At 65.2% G+C, this 19594-nt stretch carries 15 protein-coding genes and 1 tRNA gene; 7 read left to right on the plus strand and 9 right to left on the minus strand.

Translation table 11 applies throughout. The features are described from left to right. Positions 1 to 33 precede the first annotated feature (33 nt). From JJ691_RS11685 to JJ691_RS11695, 3 genes are all read right to left on the minus strand, one after another. Positions 34 to 1350 (minus strand): tetratricopeptide repeat protein, encoded by a 1317-nt coding sequence (locus JJ691_RS11685; RefSeq protein ID WP_211768799.1) that lies wholly within the window; start codon positions 1348 to 1350, stop codon positions 34 to 36. Positions 1351 to 1656: 306 nt separating this feature from the next. After that, positions 1657 to 2175, minus strand: a complete 519-nt coding sequence (locus tag JJ691_RS11690; RefSeq protein ID WP_211768800.1) for an AbrB/MazE/SpoVT family DNA-binding domain-containing protein — start codon at positions 2173 to 2175, stop codon at positions 1657 to 1659. A gap of 22 nt (positions 2176 to 2197) precedes the next feature. After that, positions 2198 to 3316, minus strand: a complete 1119-nt coding sequence (locus JJ691_RS11695; RefSeq protein ID WP_211768801.1) for a tyrosine-type recombinase/integrase — start codon at positions 3314 to 3316, stop codon at positions 2198 to 2200. Between the two features lie 184 nt (positions 3317 to 3500). On the opposite strand from JJ691_RS11695, the gene JJ691_RS11700 reads away from it, so the two are divergent. Together JJ691_RS11700 and JJ691_RS11705 are read left to right on the plus strand one after the other, a co-directional pair. Beyond that, a complete protein-coding gene (locus tag JJ691_RS11700) occupies positions 3501 to 3749 on the plus strand; it encodes a helix-turn-helix transcriptional regulator (protein ID WP_211768802.1) in 249 nt (82 codons plus the stop codon). A 229-nt stretch (positions 3750 to 3978) separates the two neighbouring features. Continuing rightward, complete coding sequence (locus JJ691_RS11705) at positions 3979 to 4572, plus strand: Uma2 family endonuclease (protein ID WP_249227844.1); 594 nt, start codon at positions 3979 to 3981, stop codon at positions 4570 to 4572. 371 nt (positions 4573 to 4943) lie between these two features. On the opposite strand, the gene JJ691_RS11710 is transcribed toward JJ691_RS11705, so the two are convergent. Continuing rightward, positions 4944 to 9089 carry a helix-turn-helix domain-containing protein gene (locus JJ691_RS11710; RefSeq protein ID WP_211768803.1) on the minus strand — a complete coding sequence of 1382 codons (4146 nt, stop codon included), beginning with the start codon at positions 9087 to 9089 and terminating at the stop codon, positions 4944 to 4946. Between the two features lie 731 nt (positions 9090 to 9820). On the opposite strand from JJ691_RS11710, the gene JJ691_RS11715 reads away from it, so the two are divergent. From JJ691_RS11715 to JJ691_RS11725, 3 genes are all read left to right on the plus strand, one after another. Next, the gene (locus JJ691_RS11715) at positions 9821 to 10828 is read left to right on the plus strand and encodes a hypothetical protein (RefSeq protein WP_211768804.1); all 1008 of its coding nucleotides are present in this window, start codon (positions 9821 to 9823) and stop codon (positions 10826 to 10828) included. 101 nt (positions 10829 to 10929) lie between these two features. Further along, on the plus strand, positions 10930 to 11100 hold the full coding sequence (locus JJ691_RS11720) for a hypothetical protein (protein WP_211768805.1): 171 nt from the start codon (positions 10930 to 10932) through the stop codon (positions 11098 to 11100). 95 nt (positions 11101 to 11195) lie between these two features. Next, on the plus strand, positions 11196 to 11999 hold the full coding sequence (locus JJ691_RS11725) for a hypothetical protein (protein WP_211768806.1): 804 nt from the start codon (positions 11196 to 11198) through the stop codon (positions 11997 to 11999). Between the two features lie 855 nt (positions 12000 to 12854). Here JJ691_RS11725 and JJ691_RS11730 read toward each other — a convergent pair. Continuing rightward, positions 12855 to 15170, minus strand: a complete 2316-nt coding sequence (locus JJ691_RS11730) for a tetratricopeptide repeat protein (protein WP_211768807.1) — start codon at positions 15168 to 15170, stop codon at positions 12855 to 12857. Positions 15171 to 15724: 554 nt separating this feature from the next. Between JJ691_RS11730 and JJ691_RS11735 the strand changes: the two genes are divergently transcribed. Further along, on the plus strand, positions 15725 to 17059 hold the full coding sequence (locus tag JJ691_RS11735; RefSeq protein ID WP_211768808.1) for an AlbA family DNA-binding domain-containing protein: 1335 nt from the start codon (positions 15725 to 15727) through the stop codon (positions 17057 to 17059). 58 nt (positions 17060 to 17117) lie between these two features. Here the strand turns inward: JJ691_RS11735 and JJ691_RS11740 are convergent, their stop codons facing one another. Beyond that, entirely contained in the window at positions 17118 to 17270 is a 153-nt protein-coding gene (locus JJ691_RS11740; protein WP_211768809.1) for a hypothetical protein, read from the minus strand. Here JJ691_RS11740 and JJ691_RS11745 point away from each other — a divergent pair. Further along, entirely contained in the window at positions 17269 to 17529 is a 261-nt protein-coding gene (locus JJ691_RS11745) for a hypothetical protein (RefSeq protein WP_211768810.1), read from the plus strand. The genes JJ691_RS11740 and JJ691_RS11745 overlap by 2 nt on opposite strands. 33 nt (positions 17530 to 17562) lie before the next feature. On the opposite strand, the gene JJ691_RS11750 is transcribed toward JJ691_RS11745, so the two are convergent. The 3 genes from JJ691_RS11750 to JJ691_RS11760 all read right to left on the minus strand — a co-directional run bounded on the left by JJ691_RS11750 (position 17563) and on the right by JJ691_RS11760 (position 19357). Then, positions 17563 to 18600 (minus strand): tyrosine-type recombinase/integrase, encoded by a 1038-nt coding sequence (locus tag JJ691_RS11750; protein ID WP_211768811.1) that lies wholly within the window; start codon positions 18598 to 18600, stop codon positions 17563 to 17565. Continuing rightward, on the minus strand, positions 18590 to 19045 hold the full coding sequence (locus tag JJ691_RS11755) for a hypothetical protein (protein ID WP_211768812.1): 456 nt from the start codon (positions 19043 to 19045) through the stop codon (positions 18590 to 18592). Before JJ691_RS11755 ends, JJ691_RS11750 begins: the two co-directional genes overlap by 11 nt. A 229-nt stretch (positions 19046 to 19274) precedes the next feature. Beyond that, positions 19275 to 19357 (minus strand) — tRNA-Leu (locus JJ691_RS11760). Between the last annotated feature and the right edge of the window lie 237 nt (positions 19358 to 19594).

The following is a 19594-nucleotide window of genomic DNA, read 5'->3' on the forward strand; positions in this document are numbered from 1 at the left end:
ACAGGTGCGTTGCCACACGTGGCGGCTGTCGTCTCACAGCCCTGAAACGTTGTCAGTGTTGAGATCCCCCTGGATTGCGAATGCGGCGCGGATCGCGGAGGCCTGCTGGCGTAGCCGATTGGACAGCTCTAGCTCGCCGAGCGCGTTGCGGGCGCAGCTGAGCAGATCGAAGCTCTGCGCTCTACCAGCCGGGTCATTGATCTCCCAGCACAAGTCGGCGGCGCGTGTGGCCGCGCTGATCGTGTCGTCGTAGTGGTGGAGGTTGTAGAAGGCTCTGGCCAGCACCAACAACGTGTCAATCGCTGTTCGGTGGTCCAGGGTCCGGTCGTGTATCGGCAGTGCCCGCTGCGCGTACTCGATGGTGCGGTTGAAGTTGCCTTGGTGCAGATGCAGTGTTGCCAGTCCTGCCAGGGTGTCGGCTTGCCCCTGGTAGTGCTGGATTTTCTCGCGGACCTGCAGGGCCTGGCGGAAGTGGGTGACGGCCACGTCGTAGTCCTGGACGTGGCCGTAGCTCATGCCGAGTCTGTGCAGGGTATACCCGACGCCGTCCTGGTCGTTGATCTCACGGCGCAGTGCGAGAGCCTGCCGGTAGTAGTCGCGTGCGCGTTCGATGTCGTCGAGAGCCAGGTGGGCGCGGCCAAGATTGTGCAGGCAGGCGCCTTCGGCCAACTGATGATGAGTATTTCTCGCAATCGTCAAAGCCTCGCTGAGGCATTGCACTGCTTCGGTGGGTTGATGCAGGTTCAGGTGAACGGTGCCGAGGTCTTTCAAGGTGCTGGCCTGGCCAGAGCTGTCGCCAATGGCGCGGGCGCTGGCCAGAGCGATGGTGTGCAGCGCGAGTGATTCGTCGTGCAGGTGGTGGCGTTCCAGGACTTTGCGGAGGGTGCCCGGTAGGCGCCACGCGTGATGGTGATGGCCGTGTTCGGCGGCCAGCCGGGTGACGGCGGCGAGGTTGTGCCGTTCTGTGAGCAGCCAGTGTGCCGCGTCGCGGTCGGTCGCGAAGGTTTGCGCCACGACCGGAGTGGTCGCGTCCAACTCGGCGACAGCGTAGCGATGCGGGGCGCGTTGCCGGTCCGCGTTGTGCGCGGTCTGCAGGTAGAAGTCCAGGATGCGGATGATGACCTCGTCGTGCTCGCCAGCCGGGTGCTCGGCAAGTTGCAGGCGGTGAGCGGCGTAGGCGCGCAGCAGGTCGTGCAGCCGGTAGCGGTCGTGGCGGTCAGTGTCGAGAAGGCTGGCTTCCGCGAGGGTGTGCAGGTGCCGTCGTGCTCGACCGGGGGTTCGCCGAGCAGCGCGGCGGCGGCGTTGGTGGTGATGTCCACGCCGGGGTGCAGGGCCAGCAACCGGAAGCATCGCTGGGAGTCGGGCGGCAAGGCGTTGTAGGAGAAGGAGAACGCTGCGGCCAGAGAGAAGGGGTCCTGCTCGTCCTCGATGTCGAACTGGTCGGTCAGCTCTCCCAGATGCGTTGCCAGGTCGTTCAGTGGGGTGCCGGGGGAGGTCAGGGTGTGTGCGGCGCTGACTCTCAGCGCGAGTGGCAGGCCGCCGCAGTGACGCCGACGGTGTGCCGTCTGGGTAGGGTCAGCGCCCCTACCCAGACAATGGTCGGTGCCGACGTCCACATCGCCGTTCCTGCGGGCGCGGAGGGCGGGCTCCTGTGGCTCACGAGTGCCGAGATCCAGTCCGCGGAACACAGTCGCTGTTGACCGATTCGTCCGCGTGCGCCTCACGGGTGTCGGCCGGCTCCGAGTCGCAGAGCAAGGAGCAGTGTTCGACGATCTGGCTCAACACGGCGTTGACAGGCTGAACGAGCAGCACCCCATGGTCGGGCATCGCCACCACGACCACCTGGTCCCCACCGGACAGTCCGAGAAATGCCCGTGCGCCGCTGGGCAGGAACAACTGGCCACGGGCGTCGATCCGGTAGCGCCCGAGCGTGGTCTGTCTAATCAGGACAGCAGTGGGGAACACGGTGAAGCCCAGAGGGAAACCAGGTTTCCAGCCCAGCGCCGCGACGTGGCGGCGCACCGAGAACCGACCTGATCGATCGATGGCCGCGACGCTGAGCAACTCTGCGGAGCTGTTCCCGCGGATGGGCAGGGGTGCAAGCGACATCCTGCCCGCAGGGACTGGGGCGAGGATGTCCGGGGGAGTGAACAATGGAACGGGGACGTCGTTCATCGGATCGCCCTCCATCGCGTGGTCAGTCTCTTCGCTCCGATCCCGGCTGGCTGGGCGGATGGGGATGAGGCAGGTAGGGCGAGCTGGGGGGCGCGCTGTCACGTGCGGTAGGTCCGTCAGGTTGGCCGGTGCGCGATAGCGGTGCTGCGAGGGGGTGGGGAAGGCCGGTCAGTGCCGCCAGAGCGGTCGCGACCTCGCCCAGCTGTCCTTGGATGTAGGTGGTGGTGGATGCGCCGGAGGTGTCGGTGTGGCCGGCGTAGGCGCGGGCGATGCCGTAGCCGAAGTGGCGTTCGACCCAGGTGATGGTGGTGTGTCGCAGCCAGTGAGTGGTGATGTGCTGCGCAGCCACCCAGGGGAGTTGCTCGCCGAGACGGCGCCAGAGTTGATCGTATCGGCGGGTCGTCACAGGTGTGCCGTCGCGGGAGCGCAGTGCCGGGCTTTCGGCGGAGGTGTCTCCGCGCTCATTGATGTGGTCGAGCAGTGCGTCGATCAGCTGCGGGCTCGCCGGTTGCCAGCGCGTGGAGTTGTTTTTCTCCCGTAGGCCGAGCAGGCACCAGTGGGTGTCGATGTCCTCCACGCGCAGTCGCAGGGCACCGCAGCGTCGGGCGGCTGTCTCGGTATGTAACCGCAGCAGGAGTGTGTCCAGGCGGACGTCGTTGCCGCTGCAGCTGGCTGCGGTGTTGATTGCGGTTAGCTCCGCTGTGGACAGTCCGTGCCGCTGGCTTGGTGGCCGGCGGGGTTTTCTGACTTGGGCGGCTGGGTTGTGGTGGGGTGGCAGCAGGCCGTCGGCGACGGCGAGGGTGTAGATCGCACGGAAGGCGCGCAGCATGTGTTCGCTGCTGCTGGTGCCGCCTCGGTCGCTGCGGCGATGTCGGCGGGTCGCGACTGCATGGCGCATGAGGGCCTCGATGTCGGAGGTGTGGATCTCGTCGAGGTGGCGTTCGCCGCATGTGGTGAGGATGCGGTTCCAGTAGGAGCCGTAGGTGCGCTGGGCGCCTGGACCTGCCGCGGAGATGACCTGGGGGAGGTAGTCGGCGATGGTGGGGGCCTCGACGGGGATCCAGTCGAGTTGGTCTGGGGTGACACCGAGTTCGCGGAGAAGCAGTTGGGCTGCGGCGATGGTGGCTGGTGTGGTGGGCATGGTCGCCTCGCACGGCGTGAGGGAATGCCGGGGGCCTGCGTGACCATTGAGGTGGCGCGGTGTCCCCTGTTGGGGTGGATGTGAGCGGCAGCAGCGTCGTTGCCGCGCCTGTCGCACCGCGATCCACCATATTGTACCACTGTTGGTACGGACTTGACTGTCGGCGCGTACCAACGTTGCCCCCGTGCCTGTGTCACCGGTTCATCCGCGCCTTGCGGATGACCGCGCGCTGTTCGGGCACCGTGTGGCCGAGTTGCGCGCGCAGGCTGGGTGGACGCAGGAGCGTCTGGCGGAGGCCAGTGGTTTCGATCGCAAGACCATCAACCGGATCGAGAACGGCCGGCACAGCCCGAGCCTGGACCGTGTGCTGGTGCTTGCCTATTCGCTGGGTGTTGAACCGGTTGAGCTTTTCGTGTGGACACGCCCGGAGTGAGATTCAGACAGGTCTGGTCTTGAGGTAAGGCCACGGATTGTCGTGCACGTAGGCGCAGTAGCTGTAGCGGCGAGTGCGGACGAACTGACACTCCGACCGTACGCATGCTGGGGGAGTGTCGGTGAGGTGGGAGAGGCGTCGGGCCGCTCGACACCGCCGACCTCCGCCAGTCCAGGTAGCGGCGAGTGTCCAGGCGACAGGCCTGTGCCGTCACGGCTACGCTGGCGGTGTGACGGTCGGACTGCAATGGCCCTACGTGCCGCCAGACGGGTGGACAGCGGCTGATCTTGATCGGCTCAGTCTGGATGGCCCCTATGGAGAGCTCGACGCGCTCAAGCGCATCGAGTTGATCGACGGAGACCTCATCGTCATGAGTCCGCAGACGGAGTTTCACCGGCGGGTCGTCGAGCGTCTGCGGGACGAGTTGGCGCGCCAGGCCCCGGGTGAGTTCACCGCGACCCGGGAGATGGACGTGGTCCTCGGCGAGCGGCAGCGTCCGTGTCCGGACGTCTCGGTGGTCCTGGCGGCGGCCGCAGCTGATCTGGACCGCACCTACTACGAGCCCGCTGACGTGCTCCTGGTCGTTGAAGTGGTCTCCAAGTCGTCCGAGATTCGGGACCGGGAAACCAAGCCTAGGCGTTACGCCGAGGCTGGCATCCGCCACTTTTGGCGAGTTGAGAATGACGGCGGGCGGCCGGTGGCGTATGTCTACGAACTTGACCCCGCGACACGTACGTACACGCTGACCGGAATCTTTCATGAGCAGCTGAAGGTTTCGGTGCCGTTTCGAATCGACATGTCACTGACTGTCCTGTCTCGGTGATGCGGTCGCCGGCTGCACCGTCAAATCGGTGCTGCCGGTGAGCACGATCGAGGTGATCGCGGCGAGTTCGTCGTTGGTGATGCGGGGACAGGGGAGGCGGCGGCCAACAGGCCAAAGGGGGTGGCGGCCGCTGGGCGGCGGTTGGTTCAATCTGGACGGCTCGGTCACGCGCTCAGCGGATTGCCCACGAAATTCCGCAGCACCGCTTGTGTCGCATCGTGGTCCCACACCGCGTGGTTGAACAGCCGCTGCATATGATCTGGTGTGGCGTCCCCGGCATGCTCGGCCAGCGTCAATCCGTTCTTACGCGGCAGTCACTGATCAAAGAGTGTGGCTTTAGCGTTCCTTGCTCCGCCCCGTTCTCACCGTCTCTACCAGGTACGCCGGTCGTCGAGGACCGCGTCCCGGTCCACCACCCACTTGATCTGCGACTCCGCAGCCGAGGCGAGCGACCGGTAGAACTGCTGCTCGACCGAGCCTGGTGACAGACGCTTGGCCAGCTCGGTGGCCTTGTCCCGTTGTTCAAGGTCTTCTGGATAGGGCTGACCGAGAGCGCCCGTGCGCATCCCTTGCATCGCGGCCGAGTGCAGACCGCCACCGATGGCGCGGAGGCAGTCGTCGCCCAGCTTCTCGGAGGCCCACAGCGCCTGAGTGACGAACTCGAGGTGATTCCAGGCGAAGTCCCGTGGCGCGGAGCCGAGAACACTCCCAACGGCCAGCACATGTTGTCGACTGCCGCAGGTGACGGCTTCGGACAACAGTCGTAGGATCAGTTCGTCGTAGGGACCGGCGAGAGCCGCGAAGATCTGTGCGCCCATTCGTTCGCGGATCCAGGACTGGGGGTTTTCAGCAATCCAGCCCAGCACTCGGCGCAATAGTCGCTCGAAGTCCTTGCTTTCCCGGAAGCGCAGCGGCGTGTGCCAGCGGAACGGAAGGGGCTTGTAGTCCGTCGCGGACGGGTTGTGCTCATAGGTCTCGACACGGCGGACAAGCAGATCAAGGATCTGTTCGGGACGATCCGTCGACATCTCGGCCAGGAGATGGGTGATGTGATAGTCGTCGATGGACGGGCAGGAGTGCAGTTGATCAAGGAGGTCGGCTGCCTGTATGTCGGTCAACTGCTTCCACGACACGGTGCCCGTAGCTGTGAGCACAGCGGCAACTTCGGTGGCCAGCGCGGTGGAGTCGCCGAACTGGACACCGGTGACCAGCTGTAGCGCCAACTCCAGGTTGCCCTCACCGAGCATCCGAGCCGCAGACACCGCGAGTCGGCGCACATGGGGATCGGCATGCCTGATCAAGTCCCGCAGCAAGTCGGCTTCACCGTCGCGCAGAGTTGTGCGGTTGCCTCGACCGAGGCCGAACGCATGCGCCACGGCCCTGGTGTCAACGACATTTGGGGTACCGACGAGCGCTCGTGCCAGGCCCATGGCTTCGGAAGGGAGCGCCTCGGCCAAGACGCTCAGCGCCACTGGAACGAGTCCGCGCAGCACGTCCAGGGCGGCTGACGCCGCGGTGTCCGAGTCCGAGCGGCCAGAGACCGTCCGGCGCACGAGGGCGGCGCCAACCTCGGGGTGGCGGCGGACCAGGGTCCACACGAACGGGCCAGGACTGGCGACGGCGGGGCCGTAGGCATAGTTGTCCACGGCCAGCCGTCGGACAAGACGATCGACCAGCTCGTCTGGTGACCAGTGGTCGCACGCGTCTGCGGCGACCACGGCGAAGTGTGCTTCCTGCCGGTGGCTCCACTCGCCGTAGTCGTCCAGTTCCCGTACGGACGGTCCCCATCCGTCGTGCAGGACGTGCGCGAGTTGGTGTTCGGCGTCCCGTGGCAGGCTGGACAGCACGGCCTGGGCCGTCGACGTGGTTTCTCCAGTTGCGTACTGGGCGTGCCACTGCACGGCCTGACGGATCGCGACCGCCACGACCGGATCAAGTCCGGGATGTGCGGCCAGCCCGGCGAGGCGGTCGAGGATGTCCACGAAGACGGGGGTCCACCTGTCGTGTTCCTCGGCGCTGATCGCGCGGCCGTACATCCCTACGGGGTAGCGCAGGGCGGCCTCCAGCGCCTGGACTGCCCGCACAGCGCGACGGACATCATCGGTGCCTGCTTCGGTGAAGCCCAGGTCAACGACACGGTCACGGAGAGGACCAACCGCGCCGATGTCGACGGGGTAAGCGCGCAGGGTCATGGTGAGCCCGTCGAAGCGTCGTTGCTCCACCTCGGTGCTCAGGATGGGCTCCAGCACAGCGAACAGGGAGTGCGCGTGCCCAGCCACGTTGTCGTCGCGCAGCCAGCGCTGCGCCGCAGAGATCATGCCGTACTGGAACTCCGCAGGTTTGCCCATTCCGTACTGAGCGAGTTCGGCCAGCAGCCGTATCGGGTGTTCCGGGTACTGGTGCGGCGGTCGTGTGTCGTGGCGGGCCAGTTCCCACATGAGGTCGGTCGCCTCGGCTAGATGGTCAAGGGTGAACGCTGCGCGGTAGAGGATGCCCGGCAGGTCGCGGATCACGTCGTCGTTCGCAGCGAGGCGCGCCGGGTCGACAGGCCCTGTGGTTGCCGGCAGCTCACCTAGCGCGATGCAAACCATGGCGATCGCGTGGGTCGGCTGAAACGCGGCGACATGGCGGACCGCCTGGAGGATGCGAAGCCGCGAGGGCACCGTGCCGGCCGTGTACTCGGCGGTGAGCCCGGTCCACAGGACCCCGACCGCGGAACCTGCGGCATTGCAGTGGCTGCGGGTCTGCCAGTCCACACGGCCTGCGTTGACCACGGCGTGCGCGAGCGTGTCCCCAGAGGTGGCGCTGCATACCCGCTCCAGGTATCCGGTGGACGCGGCGGAAGGGCCGTCGACGGCCGCGTCGGCGAGGATCACGTCACCGAGCAGATCAGGGACGATCCTGACCGACTGGCCGCGCCGCATCAGCACGCCGGCGTCCTGCAGGACGCGCAGGTGCGGCATCAACTGGTCAAACGGTCTGCCCGTCAGCGTCGACGCGGCTGCCTGGAAGTCGGGCTCGTTGAGCCGAAACGGCTGGAGCACGCCCATCGCCTTGAGAACCTCGTGCCGCAGTTCGGTCTCGCCGGTGCCCGTCGCGCCGGCTACCACCGTCCCGAACATCCGCAGGATCTCTGTCCGAACGTCGTCACTGGCCTCCAGGCGAGCGGGATCCAATAATCCCCGCGTGATGAGCGTTGCGCCGACGACGATCAACAGCGGGCAGTCCGGCGCCAGCGCCGCAAGCCATTGCGCCACCTGCGGGGCGATGTCAGGCCCCAGGACGGCGTGCGCCAGACTCTCAGCATCGTGCACAGTCAGGTCGCCGAGTTCCCAGACCGGCACCTCCAACGGGTGCACCCCGATCGGGCGTAGGTCGGTGAAAAGCTGCGCCATGCCGTACGGCCGCAACGACAACAGCACCTTCGTCTTCGGACGGAACCGCCGGATGCCAGCGACGATCGCGGCGGCGTCGGCCCGGTCGTGCGCGTCGTCTACGACGACGAGCAGCCCTTCGTCGGGCGGAAGCATCTCGAAGTGCTGTGGCTCGACAACGGCGTCCGTCGCAAGGAACCGGACGGTCACATGCTCCTCAGCGTCCAACTCCCGCGCAACAGCACGCAGCAGCCGGCTCTTTCCGATCCCACCGCGCCCGGCGACGACGGCGATCTGTCCGCCGCGATCGGGATCCATGGCGTAGGTCCGCAGCGCCGTCGACTCGTCCACGCGGCCAACGAGGTTCCACTCGTGAGAGTAGATGCCCTGCTTCACGAATGGCCGAAAGAACTCCTCGGTAGTCAGCCACGGCCCCGGAGAGGGCACGCCCAGGAACGACTCCCGCCAACCTGGGAAGTAGGTGTCCACGAGCCGAACTGCGGCGTCTCGGTCCGGTAGCGACCGCACCTCGCGGGACAAGTCGTCGGCATCCCATAGCGTCCACGAAGAATGGTTGGCGATCTCCTGTCGCGCCTGCGGGGTCGCCACGCGCGTGAGGAAGATGTAGCAGTGGCCGACGTCGACCGTCAGCTCGCCGATCGCCTTCGTCACTTTGGCCGGACCGAACTTCTGTTCCCTCTTGCATTGGATGCCCATCGGCAAGCCTCCGGGGTGGTAGACGATGACGTCAATGCCGCCTTGGGTGTGCCCCTGGCCCCCGAAGCGATGGACGCGTGCCTGCGGATGGAGCGCGGCGGCCAAGTCGGTGCTGAACTGCTCGAACACATCGGGTGAGAGTCTCTGCAGCGGAAGCCTGGTCATCAAGGGGCGAACCGGCGGGCGCACCCCGGCAGCCTCGTCGATCGCCATGCTGGAACCTCGCGGGTTACCGCTCAATGAATCGACATCGAGGCCGAACAGTTCCGCGGCTCGGCTCATTATGTCTACAGATGGGCGTGACCTGCCACGCTCCCAGCCGCTCACTGCCTGCTGACCGACCCCCAGACGATCTGCCAGGTCGCGCTGGGTCCAGCCGAGCCCTTTCCGTGCCCGTTTGATCATCTCGCCGAAGCTGTTTGCCACCGTGCAACAGTATCGTACGTGCCCCATGCGTATGGATCTTGAGATGCCCGCTGTTGACTTCATGTTCACCCAGCGTGTCCGACTCGTAAATACCTTGCGGCCTGTTGTTATTCGCATCCCAAGCGCGAGCAACACGGCTTGAAGCCGGGCACATCAACGTCAAAACGCCCGTGACACTACCGATAGCAGGATCGTTGCCGGCCCCCGCAAGACACTCGGAGCGATGGTTTCACCGCGGAGTGACGTCTCATCGAACTTGCAGAGGCGCGACAATGGTGCAGGATTCCCGAGAATTCGCAATCAACGTGGGTGTATACAGTGCGTTCGGTGCATGAGTGAACGCCACCGCCAGTTCGGCCTCGATGTTTCCGTCCTACTTGCCGCCCATTTGCCATGAGTTTCTGCGTTGCCTGAGCATCGACGCCTTGGCCCCGCTCTGTGGCACGACAGACCTTCGGCATGTTGCGAATCATGCTGGCTAAGAAGTCACGCCTGCGGCGCACCCCAACCCTCTGTACGTAGAGGCTTTGCGCTAGATCGGCGCGGATGCTATCGTGCGCTCCGGTGGCTCTGACGGGAGCCCGGTCGGATCAGCACCCGGACTGCTGATCACCATGACCGCAAGGTCCTTAGGGCCTACCGTTGGTATTTGAGGCATCGAGGTAGCATGCCAGGTCTATTCATGTCGATGTGTTCGCCGAGCCGGGGCGGTGAGGACAGGACGTGACCTCATGACGCACAGCACCGCCGCCGTCAAGCGCGCAACTCGATTGCGTAGGTCATACACCGGCGAGGTGCACCAGCTCGCCCTCCAGGCTATCAGCGAACTGCAGGGCACAAAGCAGGTGGTGCCCGATGCGACTAGCCTCCACCAGCGCATGCTCGAAACAGCGCTGCTACTGGCGATTCGTGACGCACAGCCAACGTTCGCCGACCTCCAGGGTGCCCCCTACGCCGGCCATCAGGTCTTCCGCATGGTGAATCCTCGACCGAACAAGCTGACAGGCGAGCTGTTCGAGGATGTCATCGTGCGGTTCATGCGTGCGCTGATTCCGCCAGTCAACCCGAGCGACAGCACCTACGGTGTGCCGGGTCTGCGCATCGTCCCAACAAGCCAGCACCTGCGTGTTCACCTCCTCGATGAAGAGGATCGCCTGACGGACGCGTGCGTCATCATTCGGAACATCGCTGGTCGGACCTGGAAGCACATTTGGCAGGCGGCTCAGGCCGCCATCGAATACGAGGACGGCTGCGTTGACCTGCTGCTCAAGCATTCACCTCTGTTGAGTCGCGGCGAGCGAGGCCTGGTTGACTTCTATTGGCGTCACGCTGGGCCGATCGCGTTGGGCAGCGCGATGCTGCGTCGCATCGGTCTGCTCGCCGGCGCCTTCGCTCTGGACGTGTGGACCGGCAATGGTGGAAACTACCTGCACGTCGAGATAGACGACGGCCCACGGATCTACGACGTTCTGGACGCACTCCGGCACCCGCTGGCCGGGGTCATCCACAGCCGGTTTACGGTGGACACAACCACCGGACCGATCCACGAGCACATCACCCACGCGCGCATCATCGACAGCGATCCCACGCCAAGCACGTTCGCCGGGGGATCGCAACTGTCGAGCTCCCCGCCGGGCCTGATCTTGCGGACGCTGCCCCGGCTGCCCCGCTCCGAGTATGAACACCAGTTGGCCACGTCGACGGTCACCGCGGCGACTGCATGGAGGGGTGGAGCATGACCGCCCGTCCACCACGCCGAGACAACCGGTCGCTCACGCCAGCGGGCTTCCTCGACAGCATGCTCAGCTGCGACCACCGAACTCGCAGGGCGAGGTCGCTGATGGTCACCGCATCCGCCTGCGCAGCCTTTCTCGCGTTGGTAATCATCCTGCCGCTGGCGCTCGTCTTGGGGGCTACGGGAGCGATTGGTGGCGGTCTGTTCACCGCTCTGACCGTCGCGTTCGTAGGCAAGTCGTTCAGCCACAGGCATCGTGATGGAGATGCATCCTGATGCCGCACACATCTGCCGCTCACACCCGCGCGTTGCGCGCGCGCAGGGCTTGCACCGGCGAACCCCACCAGGTCGTCAGTACCAGCATGACGAGGGTGAGCGGGTCACAGCAGGCGATACCACCGGCGGCCACGGCCGCGCAACAGGAGCTGGAAGCACATGTCCTCCTAGCACTTCGGGACATACGCCAGCTGCGCAACCACGACCTGCCCTTCTATCCGTTCCGATACGTCACCCCGAAGTCCCATTCGCTCGAACTGTCGTTGCTGCCACATCATCTCGGATCGTTTGCATTCGGCATGGCACCGCGTAGCCACGACAATGAAATCGCAGGCGTTCCAGGTCTCCGAGTGACTTCCAGCCGCCGAGGAATTACCCTCCGCCTGCTCAGCCGCGACGGACACCCTACTGACGCCAACGTACTACTCAAGGACGTCACGCCAACGCAATGGTCGAAGGCTATGTCATGGACGAATGACGAGTACGTTGGAACGACGCAAGACTTCTTCGTGCATGAGCCTGCGCTGACGGCGACAGAAAGTCAGTACCTGCGCCAATATGAGCGTCTCCGAGCGCACCCGATGTTGGCCAGCCTCGTGCTGCGACGCCTTCATCTGCTTAGCGCTGCCGGCTGGATTGACGTGTGGACCGCTGACTCGGCCATCAAGATCGAATGGTTCGAAGGGCCACAGCTTCGCGAGGTAGCCCGCCGCCTCATCGACCCTGACGTTGGCCTGGTCGCCGAAGGAGTCTCACTGCGCCGCTATCACCACGAGCTAATCAACAGCGACCTGGAGCCCTACTCACTCGACTTCCGCGGTCCGGCACCGCAGACAGGCGGTACCGTGAGTGGGCGTGGGTATCCGGAGGGCGCTTTGATCATGCGCCGGACGGACTGACATCCCGACTATCGTCAAACGCGGTTACGGTAACGTGACGGAAGCTACTGAAGCCCGCCGGGGCGTCGCCGTCCTGCACCACCTTCCGCTGACAGAAACCCTGCGGCCAGAAACCCTGCGGCAGCTTCGAGATTGCCTGGCTCCGGGCGGGCGACTCGTGGTGGTCGGCTTACCGTGAGGACAGTCCCGCAAGACTGCTGGTTGAGCTTCCTGCCATCCTTGCCAATCCGATCACTGGGCTGCTTAAGCATCCTGCCCGCGCCGACGCGCCCCCCGCATGTGACGGCACCCACCGTCGCGGCCAAGGAGACCCTGGCCGACATTCGGACTGCGGCGGCTCGGAAACTGGCCGGCATTCGGACTGCGGCGGCTCGGAAACTGGCCGGCGCTCGGATCCGGCGCCGCGTGTTTTGGCGTTTCACCCTGGTCTACGACGCCTCGCCGGACTGATGCCAGCTCGGCCGGACCATCCGAACCTCCAGTTGTATCGGACACAACATCGTTGCATCCGCATTGGTTGACGCAGGTCAGCGACACGTCGGCCAAAATCTTGCTCCAACCAGAAATGGTCGTCGACATGCGAGAATGGCTCGGCATTGAGATGTAGCCAATGGTGCGTCAGATGCAATAATTGGAGCTTCCGCACGAAGGTGATCATCACGTTCGCCATCGACCTCTACGCTACTTGATCACTCGTGGTGGCAGAGAGGGAGGCTTCCGACTGTGGCTCTGTCAGTGCCCGTCGAAGTTGGCTGAGCAAGCCACGATCCAACAGTACCCCCTTTCACGAGCGCAGCCTGCCCCGGTGGGGGCTGTGGGGCCGAGTAGCTGGCGTTCACGCGAGGAGAGGCTCCGTCACCCCGGCTGTGGGTGCCCACGGCCTGGGACGTCTCGATTCTGTTCGGCCTCGTCGGCGGAGCTGAGGGCGTTGAGCACGTTGGCCAGGGTCGCCGATGCTGCGTGCAGGCCGACAGCGAACGGTGCTGGTTCTCCCGCAGCCAACTCGCGATAGACGTCCACGGCCTGCACGCCAACCTCGGCAGCGGCGTGCAGATCTTCGCCCAGTAGCGACCGTACGAGCGTGAACGTCCACAATACGGCGGCCAGGTTGGGGAGGTTGGCGGCGCGGTCGACCGCCACCAACTCCTCGCGCAACGCGAGGGCATGGTGGGAGTAGGTGAGCGCCTCGTCCCGCCTGTCCGCATACGCCAAGTTGGCCGCGTGTGTGGCCATCGACATCGCCAGGTTGGGCAGGTGGGTGACGCGATTACCCTCCACCAACTTGCCGTAGCACTCGACAGCGCGGAGGGAATAAGACAGGGCCTCATCACCTCGACCGGCGGTAACCAGAAGCTGCGCGTGGTTGCTCCACGCCCTCGCTAGGTCAGGCAGGTACGCAGCGGCGTTGGCGTTCGCCAGCTTCTCGTGCAATGTGACGGCGCGGTGGGAGTGGGCGAGTGCCTCGTCCCGATGGCCAGCATCCTTCAAGTGCGCCGCGTGATTGGCTACCGACGCCGCCAGATGGGGCAAGTAGGTCGCGGCGGGGTCGCCCTGTGCCAGCTCGTCGTAGTGCTCGACAGCGCGGTGGGAACAGTCCAGAGCCCTACTCCACTGACCGGCATCTCTCAGGTTGGTCGCGTGGTTGGCCAGCGACATCGCTAGCTCAGGCAGGTAGGCAACACGGTTGGCCTTCACTAGCTTCCGGTAGTGCCCAACGGCGCGGCGGGAATAGTGCAGGGCCTTGCTTCGCTGACCGGTATTCGCCACTAGCAACGCGTGATTGTTTACCGCCGCCGCGAGGGCGCCCAGATAGGTGCTGGCGTCGGTTCTCGCAAACACCTCGTACACTGCGACAGTGCTCTGGGAATACTCCAGGGCCTCGCTCCATCTGCCGACATTCGCCAACTGCAGCGCGTGGTTGCCTGTCGCCGTTGCCATGTCAGGCAGATAGGCAACGGAGTCGGCAACGTTGATCGTGATCAGCTCATTCAAGCAGTCGAGGGCGCTGTGGGAGTGGACCAGGGCCTCGTCGCGCCGGCCGGCCGCGTCAAGACGATTGCTGCAGTGAACATGCAGGCGAGCCTTGCTGACCAGGCCAGTGATGGTGCCGAGCAGACGGGTGGCCAGGGCAAGCGTGATCGCCGCAGCGCCGACGTCCAGGTCGATGTGCCGACCTTCGGGAAGACTCCTGACAATTGGCTCCAGGACGTCATCAGGGATGTCGTCGATGCCAGCCAGTGCGGTCAACGCGGAACTACCGGCGTCAAGTGCAAGGCTGGGGTCAGCGCGTAGCAGCGGGTACAACACCTTCGCGCCAAGATGAGGCCAGCGAGTGGCGGCGGAAGCCAGGAAAGTCACCGCGTGGGGGGCTGCGGCGGACCGGAGGCCATCGGACGCGTTTAGCAACGTGGCAGGGATGGTGTTGGCCCAGGGGTCGGGATCGTAGGCGCTGACGTCGTGGCCCGGGGTTAGCAGGCCGAGGAAGTCCTCGGCAAGCCGGTCGGGATAGAGGGGTTCTAGGACCAGCTCACGGTTGGCGGGTGGATAGCAAAAGCGATGATCGAGAAGGAGGTCCTGCGGATGGCGGGGCAAGTCCAGCGCCCGCAGGACTTGGATGCCGGTGGCGTGGCTGACCGCTCCGGTGAGTGCGGCGGTGAATACTACCCTGGCCATGATGGCGGGCCGGGTACGGTAGTCCTGGCCCTGGCTGCCAGCGTCGAACAGCCGTTGCCACGCTTGGTATTCGCGGTCCAACAGGTAGGCCGATAGCTCATGTGGCTTGCCGGGGGGTTGCCGGCCTCGTTTGTGGGCGTCGACCGCGACGAGGGCGGCCATGTGCACGGTCAGCGTCAGCCCGAGATCATCGTGGACCAACGACTCCGGTGGCCGGATACTCGTGGCATCAGGCAGGTCGTACAGATCAGGCTCGCAGTAGCGGTCCCGGGCAGTGGTGAACATCAACAGCCTGTCCGCGGCCAACGGGAGCAATGGAAGATCGCCAACTGAGGCACGGCTGTCGCTGAGCTCGCCGCGGATAGCTGCGTACCACCGGACAGTCCGGCCGATGAGGATGACCCGCGTAGGTCGCAGCTGATGCAGAAGTGGATCGGACAACAGTCGCACCAGTTCGCTGTGCGCCCACCGGTCGGCATAGTCGACGATCAGCAGCATGCCGGCACCGTCGGCCTCAGCTGGGGATTCTTCGTCGTTGAACGAGTGCGTTGGGCTGTTGTGGAAGCCTGCTTGAAGGACGCGCCATCGTTGCGCAGCTGGGAGGCCTTGGCTGCGGGAGCGTTCGGCGAACTCCGTAGCAAGCCGAGTCTTGCCCTGCCCGCCGGGGCCGTGGAGCAGGAGGACTGATAGTCGCGAGGTGTTGGAGTCACGCCACCCCCGCAAGAACGTCAGTTCGGTGTCTCGGCCGATGAATCGCACGACTTGGCTGCGGGCATCTAGTAGGCGACTGGGCTGGTTTATCAGCCAGTTCGTGTCAAGCGGGGTGGTCGCTGGGAACTCCTCAAGAACGTGACGACGAGCTCCGTAGTGGTGATGGTGTTGGTGTAGGCCACCTTCGACCTTGGCGGCTTGGACTACGCTCCCAGACACATTGCCCGTCACGGCGTTGACCACGACGCGTGGTGGACGACCGGGCTCGTGAGTCATCGGCCAATTATCCCCGTGCCTCGTCAACTCCACGGTTGGGGGCAAAGCTACGGTAGTGTCGACTGATGGCGATCATGTGGTCACGGATCCACGCCGAGCTCGGGCTGTCGCCAAGGCCGCTGACCCACGACATGGTCACCCAGGCCGTCGTCCAGAACCTGCGTGAGAACGAAGACCTGGATTGGAAGCGGGACCTGGCCTGGAAGAAGGACCTGCCTCCGGAGGTGAAAGACAAGAAGAGGTGGGAGTTCGCCAAGGACGTGGCGGCGATGGCCAACACGCGGGGCGGGCTGATCGTCTTCGGGGTCAGAGAGCATAACGAGGAAGCTGTCGAGCTGACAGGCGTGTCGAACGATGAGCGCGAGCGGCAGAACCTTCGGTCTCTGGCCTGGCAACGCATGAGGCCGTTGGTCGATGGACTGGTGATCGAACCGCTGAACGACGAGGCGGGAGAACGAGGACTCATCGTCGTGTCAGTCCCGGCCAGCCCGGACTCCCCGCATGTCGTCGGAGAGAAGAACGAGATGGGCGTCCCGTATCGGGATGGCTCCGACACTCGCTGGATGACCGAGAGCCAGCTTGAGCGCGCGTATCGCGACCGCTTCGCTCGCAGGGCCGACGATCGTGCTGCTCTCGGTGCGCTGATCGACGATCTGGCGCCCGAGATGCCACTTGACGGCGGCGTCTGGATTGCGGTCTCCGCGCGCCCGGTCGCGTCCATGCCGCTTGTGTTTGGTCGCCCGCGGCGTGAGCAGGCCACTGCGACCATGACGGAGATGCTTCAGCTGGCCTCGGAGATCTATCCGCTGAGTGCGGGCGGCCGGATAGGCCGGATGAAGGTAATAGGTGAGCTAGAAGGCTATGCGGTCAACAACCCGCGAGCTGGGCTGCGGCGCTGGGTGATTCGATCGAACCCTTACTCGACCGATCCGTTGGACCGGGCCGACTGGGGCCACGTCGAACTTCACCATGATGGCTCGATGGCGCTGGCGGTCGGCTTCAACAACTGGGTGCGCGGCGGTCTCGCTGGCGAGGACGCCGGCGAGGTCGATCGGGTTCCCGTAGCGGCGGTCGATTCCATGCTGGTGGAGGCAGTGGCTCTAGCCGCTGCCCATGTCCGCAGTCTGGGTGGAGCCGGGACGACGCAGATCTGCGCGAGGTTCCTCCAGGACCCAACGAGGCCGAGCCGGCCTTTGGTCGCTGTCGACAACAGGATGGGACCCCACTTCACCACGGACTTTCATGTCCTTTCGTCGACAAGGGCTGTCCGTAACCCGCATACAGTGGAGGCTCAGTTCGCTGCCGATGGTGACGTCGACGCCCTGCGACAGGTGGCTCGTCAGCTTGCTGACGATCTGGACCACCAGTTCGGCATGCAGGCGTCGACGATTCCCCAGTGAGCGTCGGAAACAGCTGGCCAGACCACGTGTGAGATCTCCCCAGCGCAGTCCAGGCTCATCAGTGACCATCAGTCGCAGGACGGGGTTGCGTCCCCCGTGAAATCTCGGCGGCGAAGGTGTCGGCGCCCGCGCGGTAGATCCAGCGGACCGCGGTGTTGACGTGGATGCCGACCAGTTTGGCCAGCGCGGAGGCCGGGAAGTGCCCGGCCATGTCGACCAGTGCGGCGCTGCGCGCCGACTGGGCCCGGACCCTGAACTTCTTCACGCAGTGGCTGTGGTGCGCGGCCGTGATCGGCCGGGCGGGGAATGCCGCCGGGGACCAGTCACGGGTGGTTGTCGGTGCGGGCCAGGGCGACGTGGCCTCGCAGGTTGGTGGCAAGACGCAGCGCGAGTTCGTCCATCGGCGGCGGGATTTCGAGTGGGTGTGCCGCGAGCGTGAGCCGGCGTTGCCGGCCTTGCCGGCGATCTGATCGAGGGTCAGCCGGACGGCGGTAGCGCGGCTTCTAATCTAGCCGTGAGCGCATTGAGGCACGGACTGAGGGCGAGAGAGCTGAGGGATGGGGTTCGCCGGTGAGGACTGACAGGGCGGTGGCGACTTCGGGCAGGAACGCCTTGATGTAGGTCGTGGTGGAGGCGCCTTCGGTGTCGGTGTGTCCGGCGTAGCCGCGGGCGATGCCGTAGCCGAATTGGCGTTCCACCCAGGTCAGGGTGGTGTGACGTAACCAGTGGGCGGTGACTCCCAGCGCGTCCGCCCACGGCAGCGCGCCGTGAACCCGGGACCACAACGCGTCGTACCGCCGAGCGGTGAGTGGGCTGTGATCGGTATGGCGCAGCAGAGCATCGTTGGGGTGAGTGGCACCACGATCCTGAGCGTGGACGGCCAGCGCACAGGCGAGTGTTGGGGTGATCGGCTGCCACCGCTCGGTTCCGGCCTTCTCACGTAGGTGCACCGCGCAGGTCGTGGCGTCGAGATCGGCAAGGCGCAGGCCGAGAGCACCACCGCGTCGGCAGGCGGTCTCGGAGTGCAGGCGCAGCAGCAGACTGTCCAGCGGCACGTCGTGGCCGCCGGTGAGCACTACCTGGTGGATGGCGGTGAGTTCCGTGCCGGACAAGGCGCGGCGGGTACTGGGCAGCCTGCGGGGGAGCGGGATCATGATCGTGGGGTTGTCGGGTAGGCCGATGAGGCCGTCGGCCATCGCCAGCCGATAGATTGCCCGCATCGCGCGTAGGTAGGACTCCCCGGCGTAGCGGCCTGCGCGATCGTGGCGTCGCTGGCGGGCGTTCCGCGTGGTGTGACGCTGCAGTGCCAGGATGTCCGATGGGCGAATGTCGTCGAGCGGTCGGGCGGCGAACGCTGTGGCGGCGCGTTTCCAGTAGGTCGCGTAGGTGGCGAGTTGGCCTGCGGTCGCGGCGGCGATGACCTTCGGGATGTAGGCGGCCATCGTCGGCATGGCCGGGGCGGTGTGGAGTTGCTCGGGCCGCACTCCCAGTTCTCTGATCAGTTGGCGTGCGAGTTCTAACCTTGCGGTGTCATAGGACATCGAGTCCTCCCGGCGTGGACGCATAGCGCTCGGCTATGAGATTTGCGATGACAGCCATGGGGTGGACGATCAGTACGTCGTGCTCCGGTGCGGCGACCAACACGACTCGATCTCCGGTATCAATGGAAAACAATGCGCGTGTACCGGCGGGAATGAAGACCTTGCGGCGGGAATCAATGCGGAACGGCCCGGAGTGAGTGCGACGGAGAACGACCATGTCCGCAGTCACCGTCGCGGCGGTCCGCTCGCCTGGGTGCCAGCCCAGGGCGGAGAGCAGAGATTGGTCGCCTGTGCGTCCGGAATGATCGATAGCGGCTACCGCGAGCATCAGACGACCGGCCTGCAGAGGCGGAGAAGGTGGCAGCGGCGGAGAAGGTGGTGGTGGGATCGGTACAGGTCCGGCTGTTGCAGGCCTGACGATGTCTGGTGGCACGAACAGCGCCACGGGTTGGCCGGTCACCGCAGCACCGCCCAAACAAGTCGAATGGACGGCTGGAATATCAGCCGTTGTGGTGTGGACTGTAGCAACGTCCACACGTCTGAATCGAACATGCTACTACCTCTCAAGAGCCAGAGGGTTCACATCCCGCCCACAGACACCAAAAAGTTCTACGCTCAGTAATCTTTAGGCTTACTGTGCGTAGAACTCACGGCTGAAATCTCAGCTATTTACGTGTCCGAGGGGGGACTTGAACCCCCACGCCCTTGCGGGCACTAGCACCTCAAGCTAGCGCGTCTGCCATTCCGCCACCCGGACTGGGTTGTCAGTGTTGCTGACAGGACAGAGAGTACATGATCGTCTCGATGGATTCCAAATCGGGGGTGGGTTGGAGGGTTTGTGCAGGTCAGGGGGTGGGTGGGGTATTGGGGTGAGGGTGGCGCAGATGGCGGGCAGGGGAGCCGAGGGGGGAGAGCCCGGCCGGTGGGGAGGGGGAGCCACAGGCCGGGGCGAGATGAGGAAGGAGCGGCTCGCTGGGGGGAGAGAGCGGCTTGT

The organism is Kutzneria sp. CA-103260 (assembly GCF_018263855.1).
Classification (GTDB): Bacteria; Actinomycetota; Actinomycetes; order Mycobacteriales; family Pseudonocardiaceae; genus Kutzneria.

Coding starts and splice junctions, on each gene's coding strand:
- JJ691_RS11685 (WP_211768799.1), bottom strand. CDS start 1,350: ATGCTTCCGGTTGCTGGCCCTGCACCCCGGCGTGGACATCACCACCAA.
- JJ691_RS11690 (WP_211768800.1), bottom strand. CDS start 2,175: ATGAACGACGTCCCCGTTCCATTGTTCACTCCCCCGGACATCCTCGCC.
- JJ691_RS11695 (WP_211768801.1), bottom strand. CDS start 3,316: ATGCCCACCACACCAGCCACCATCGCCGCAGCCCAACTGCTTCTCCGC.
- JJ691_RS11715 (WP_211768804.1), top strand. CDS start 9,821: ATGACGCACAGCACCGCCGCCGTCAAGCGCGCAACTCGATTGCGTAGG.
- JJ691_RS11720 (WP_211768805.1), top strand. CDS start 10,930: ATGGTCACCGCATCCGCCTGCGCAGCCTTTCTCGCGTTGGTAATCATC.
- JJ691_RS11730 (WP_211768807.1), bottom strand. CDS start 15,170: ATGCTGCTGATCGTCGACTATGCCGACCGGTGGGCGCACAGCGAACTG.
- JJ691_RS11735 (WP_211768808.1), top strand. CDS start 15,725: ATGGCGATCATGTGGTCACGGATCCACGCCGAGCTCGGGCTGTCGCCA.
- JJ691_RS11745 (WP_211768810.1), top strand. CDS start 17,269: ATGTCGACCAGTGCGGCGCTGCGCGCCGACTGGGCCCGGACCCTGAAC.
- JJ691_RS11740 (WP_211768809.1), bottom strand. CDS start 17,270: ATGGCCGGGCACTTCCCGGCCTCCGCGCTGGCCAAACTGGTCGGCATC.
- JJ691_RS11750 (WP_211768811.1), bottom strand. CDS start 18,600: ATGTCCTATGACACCGCAAGGTTAGAACTCGCACGCCAACTGATCAGA.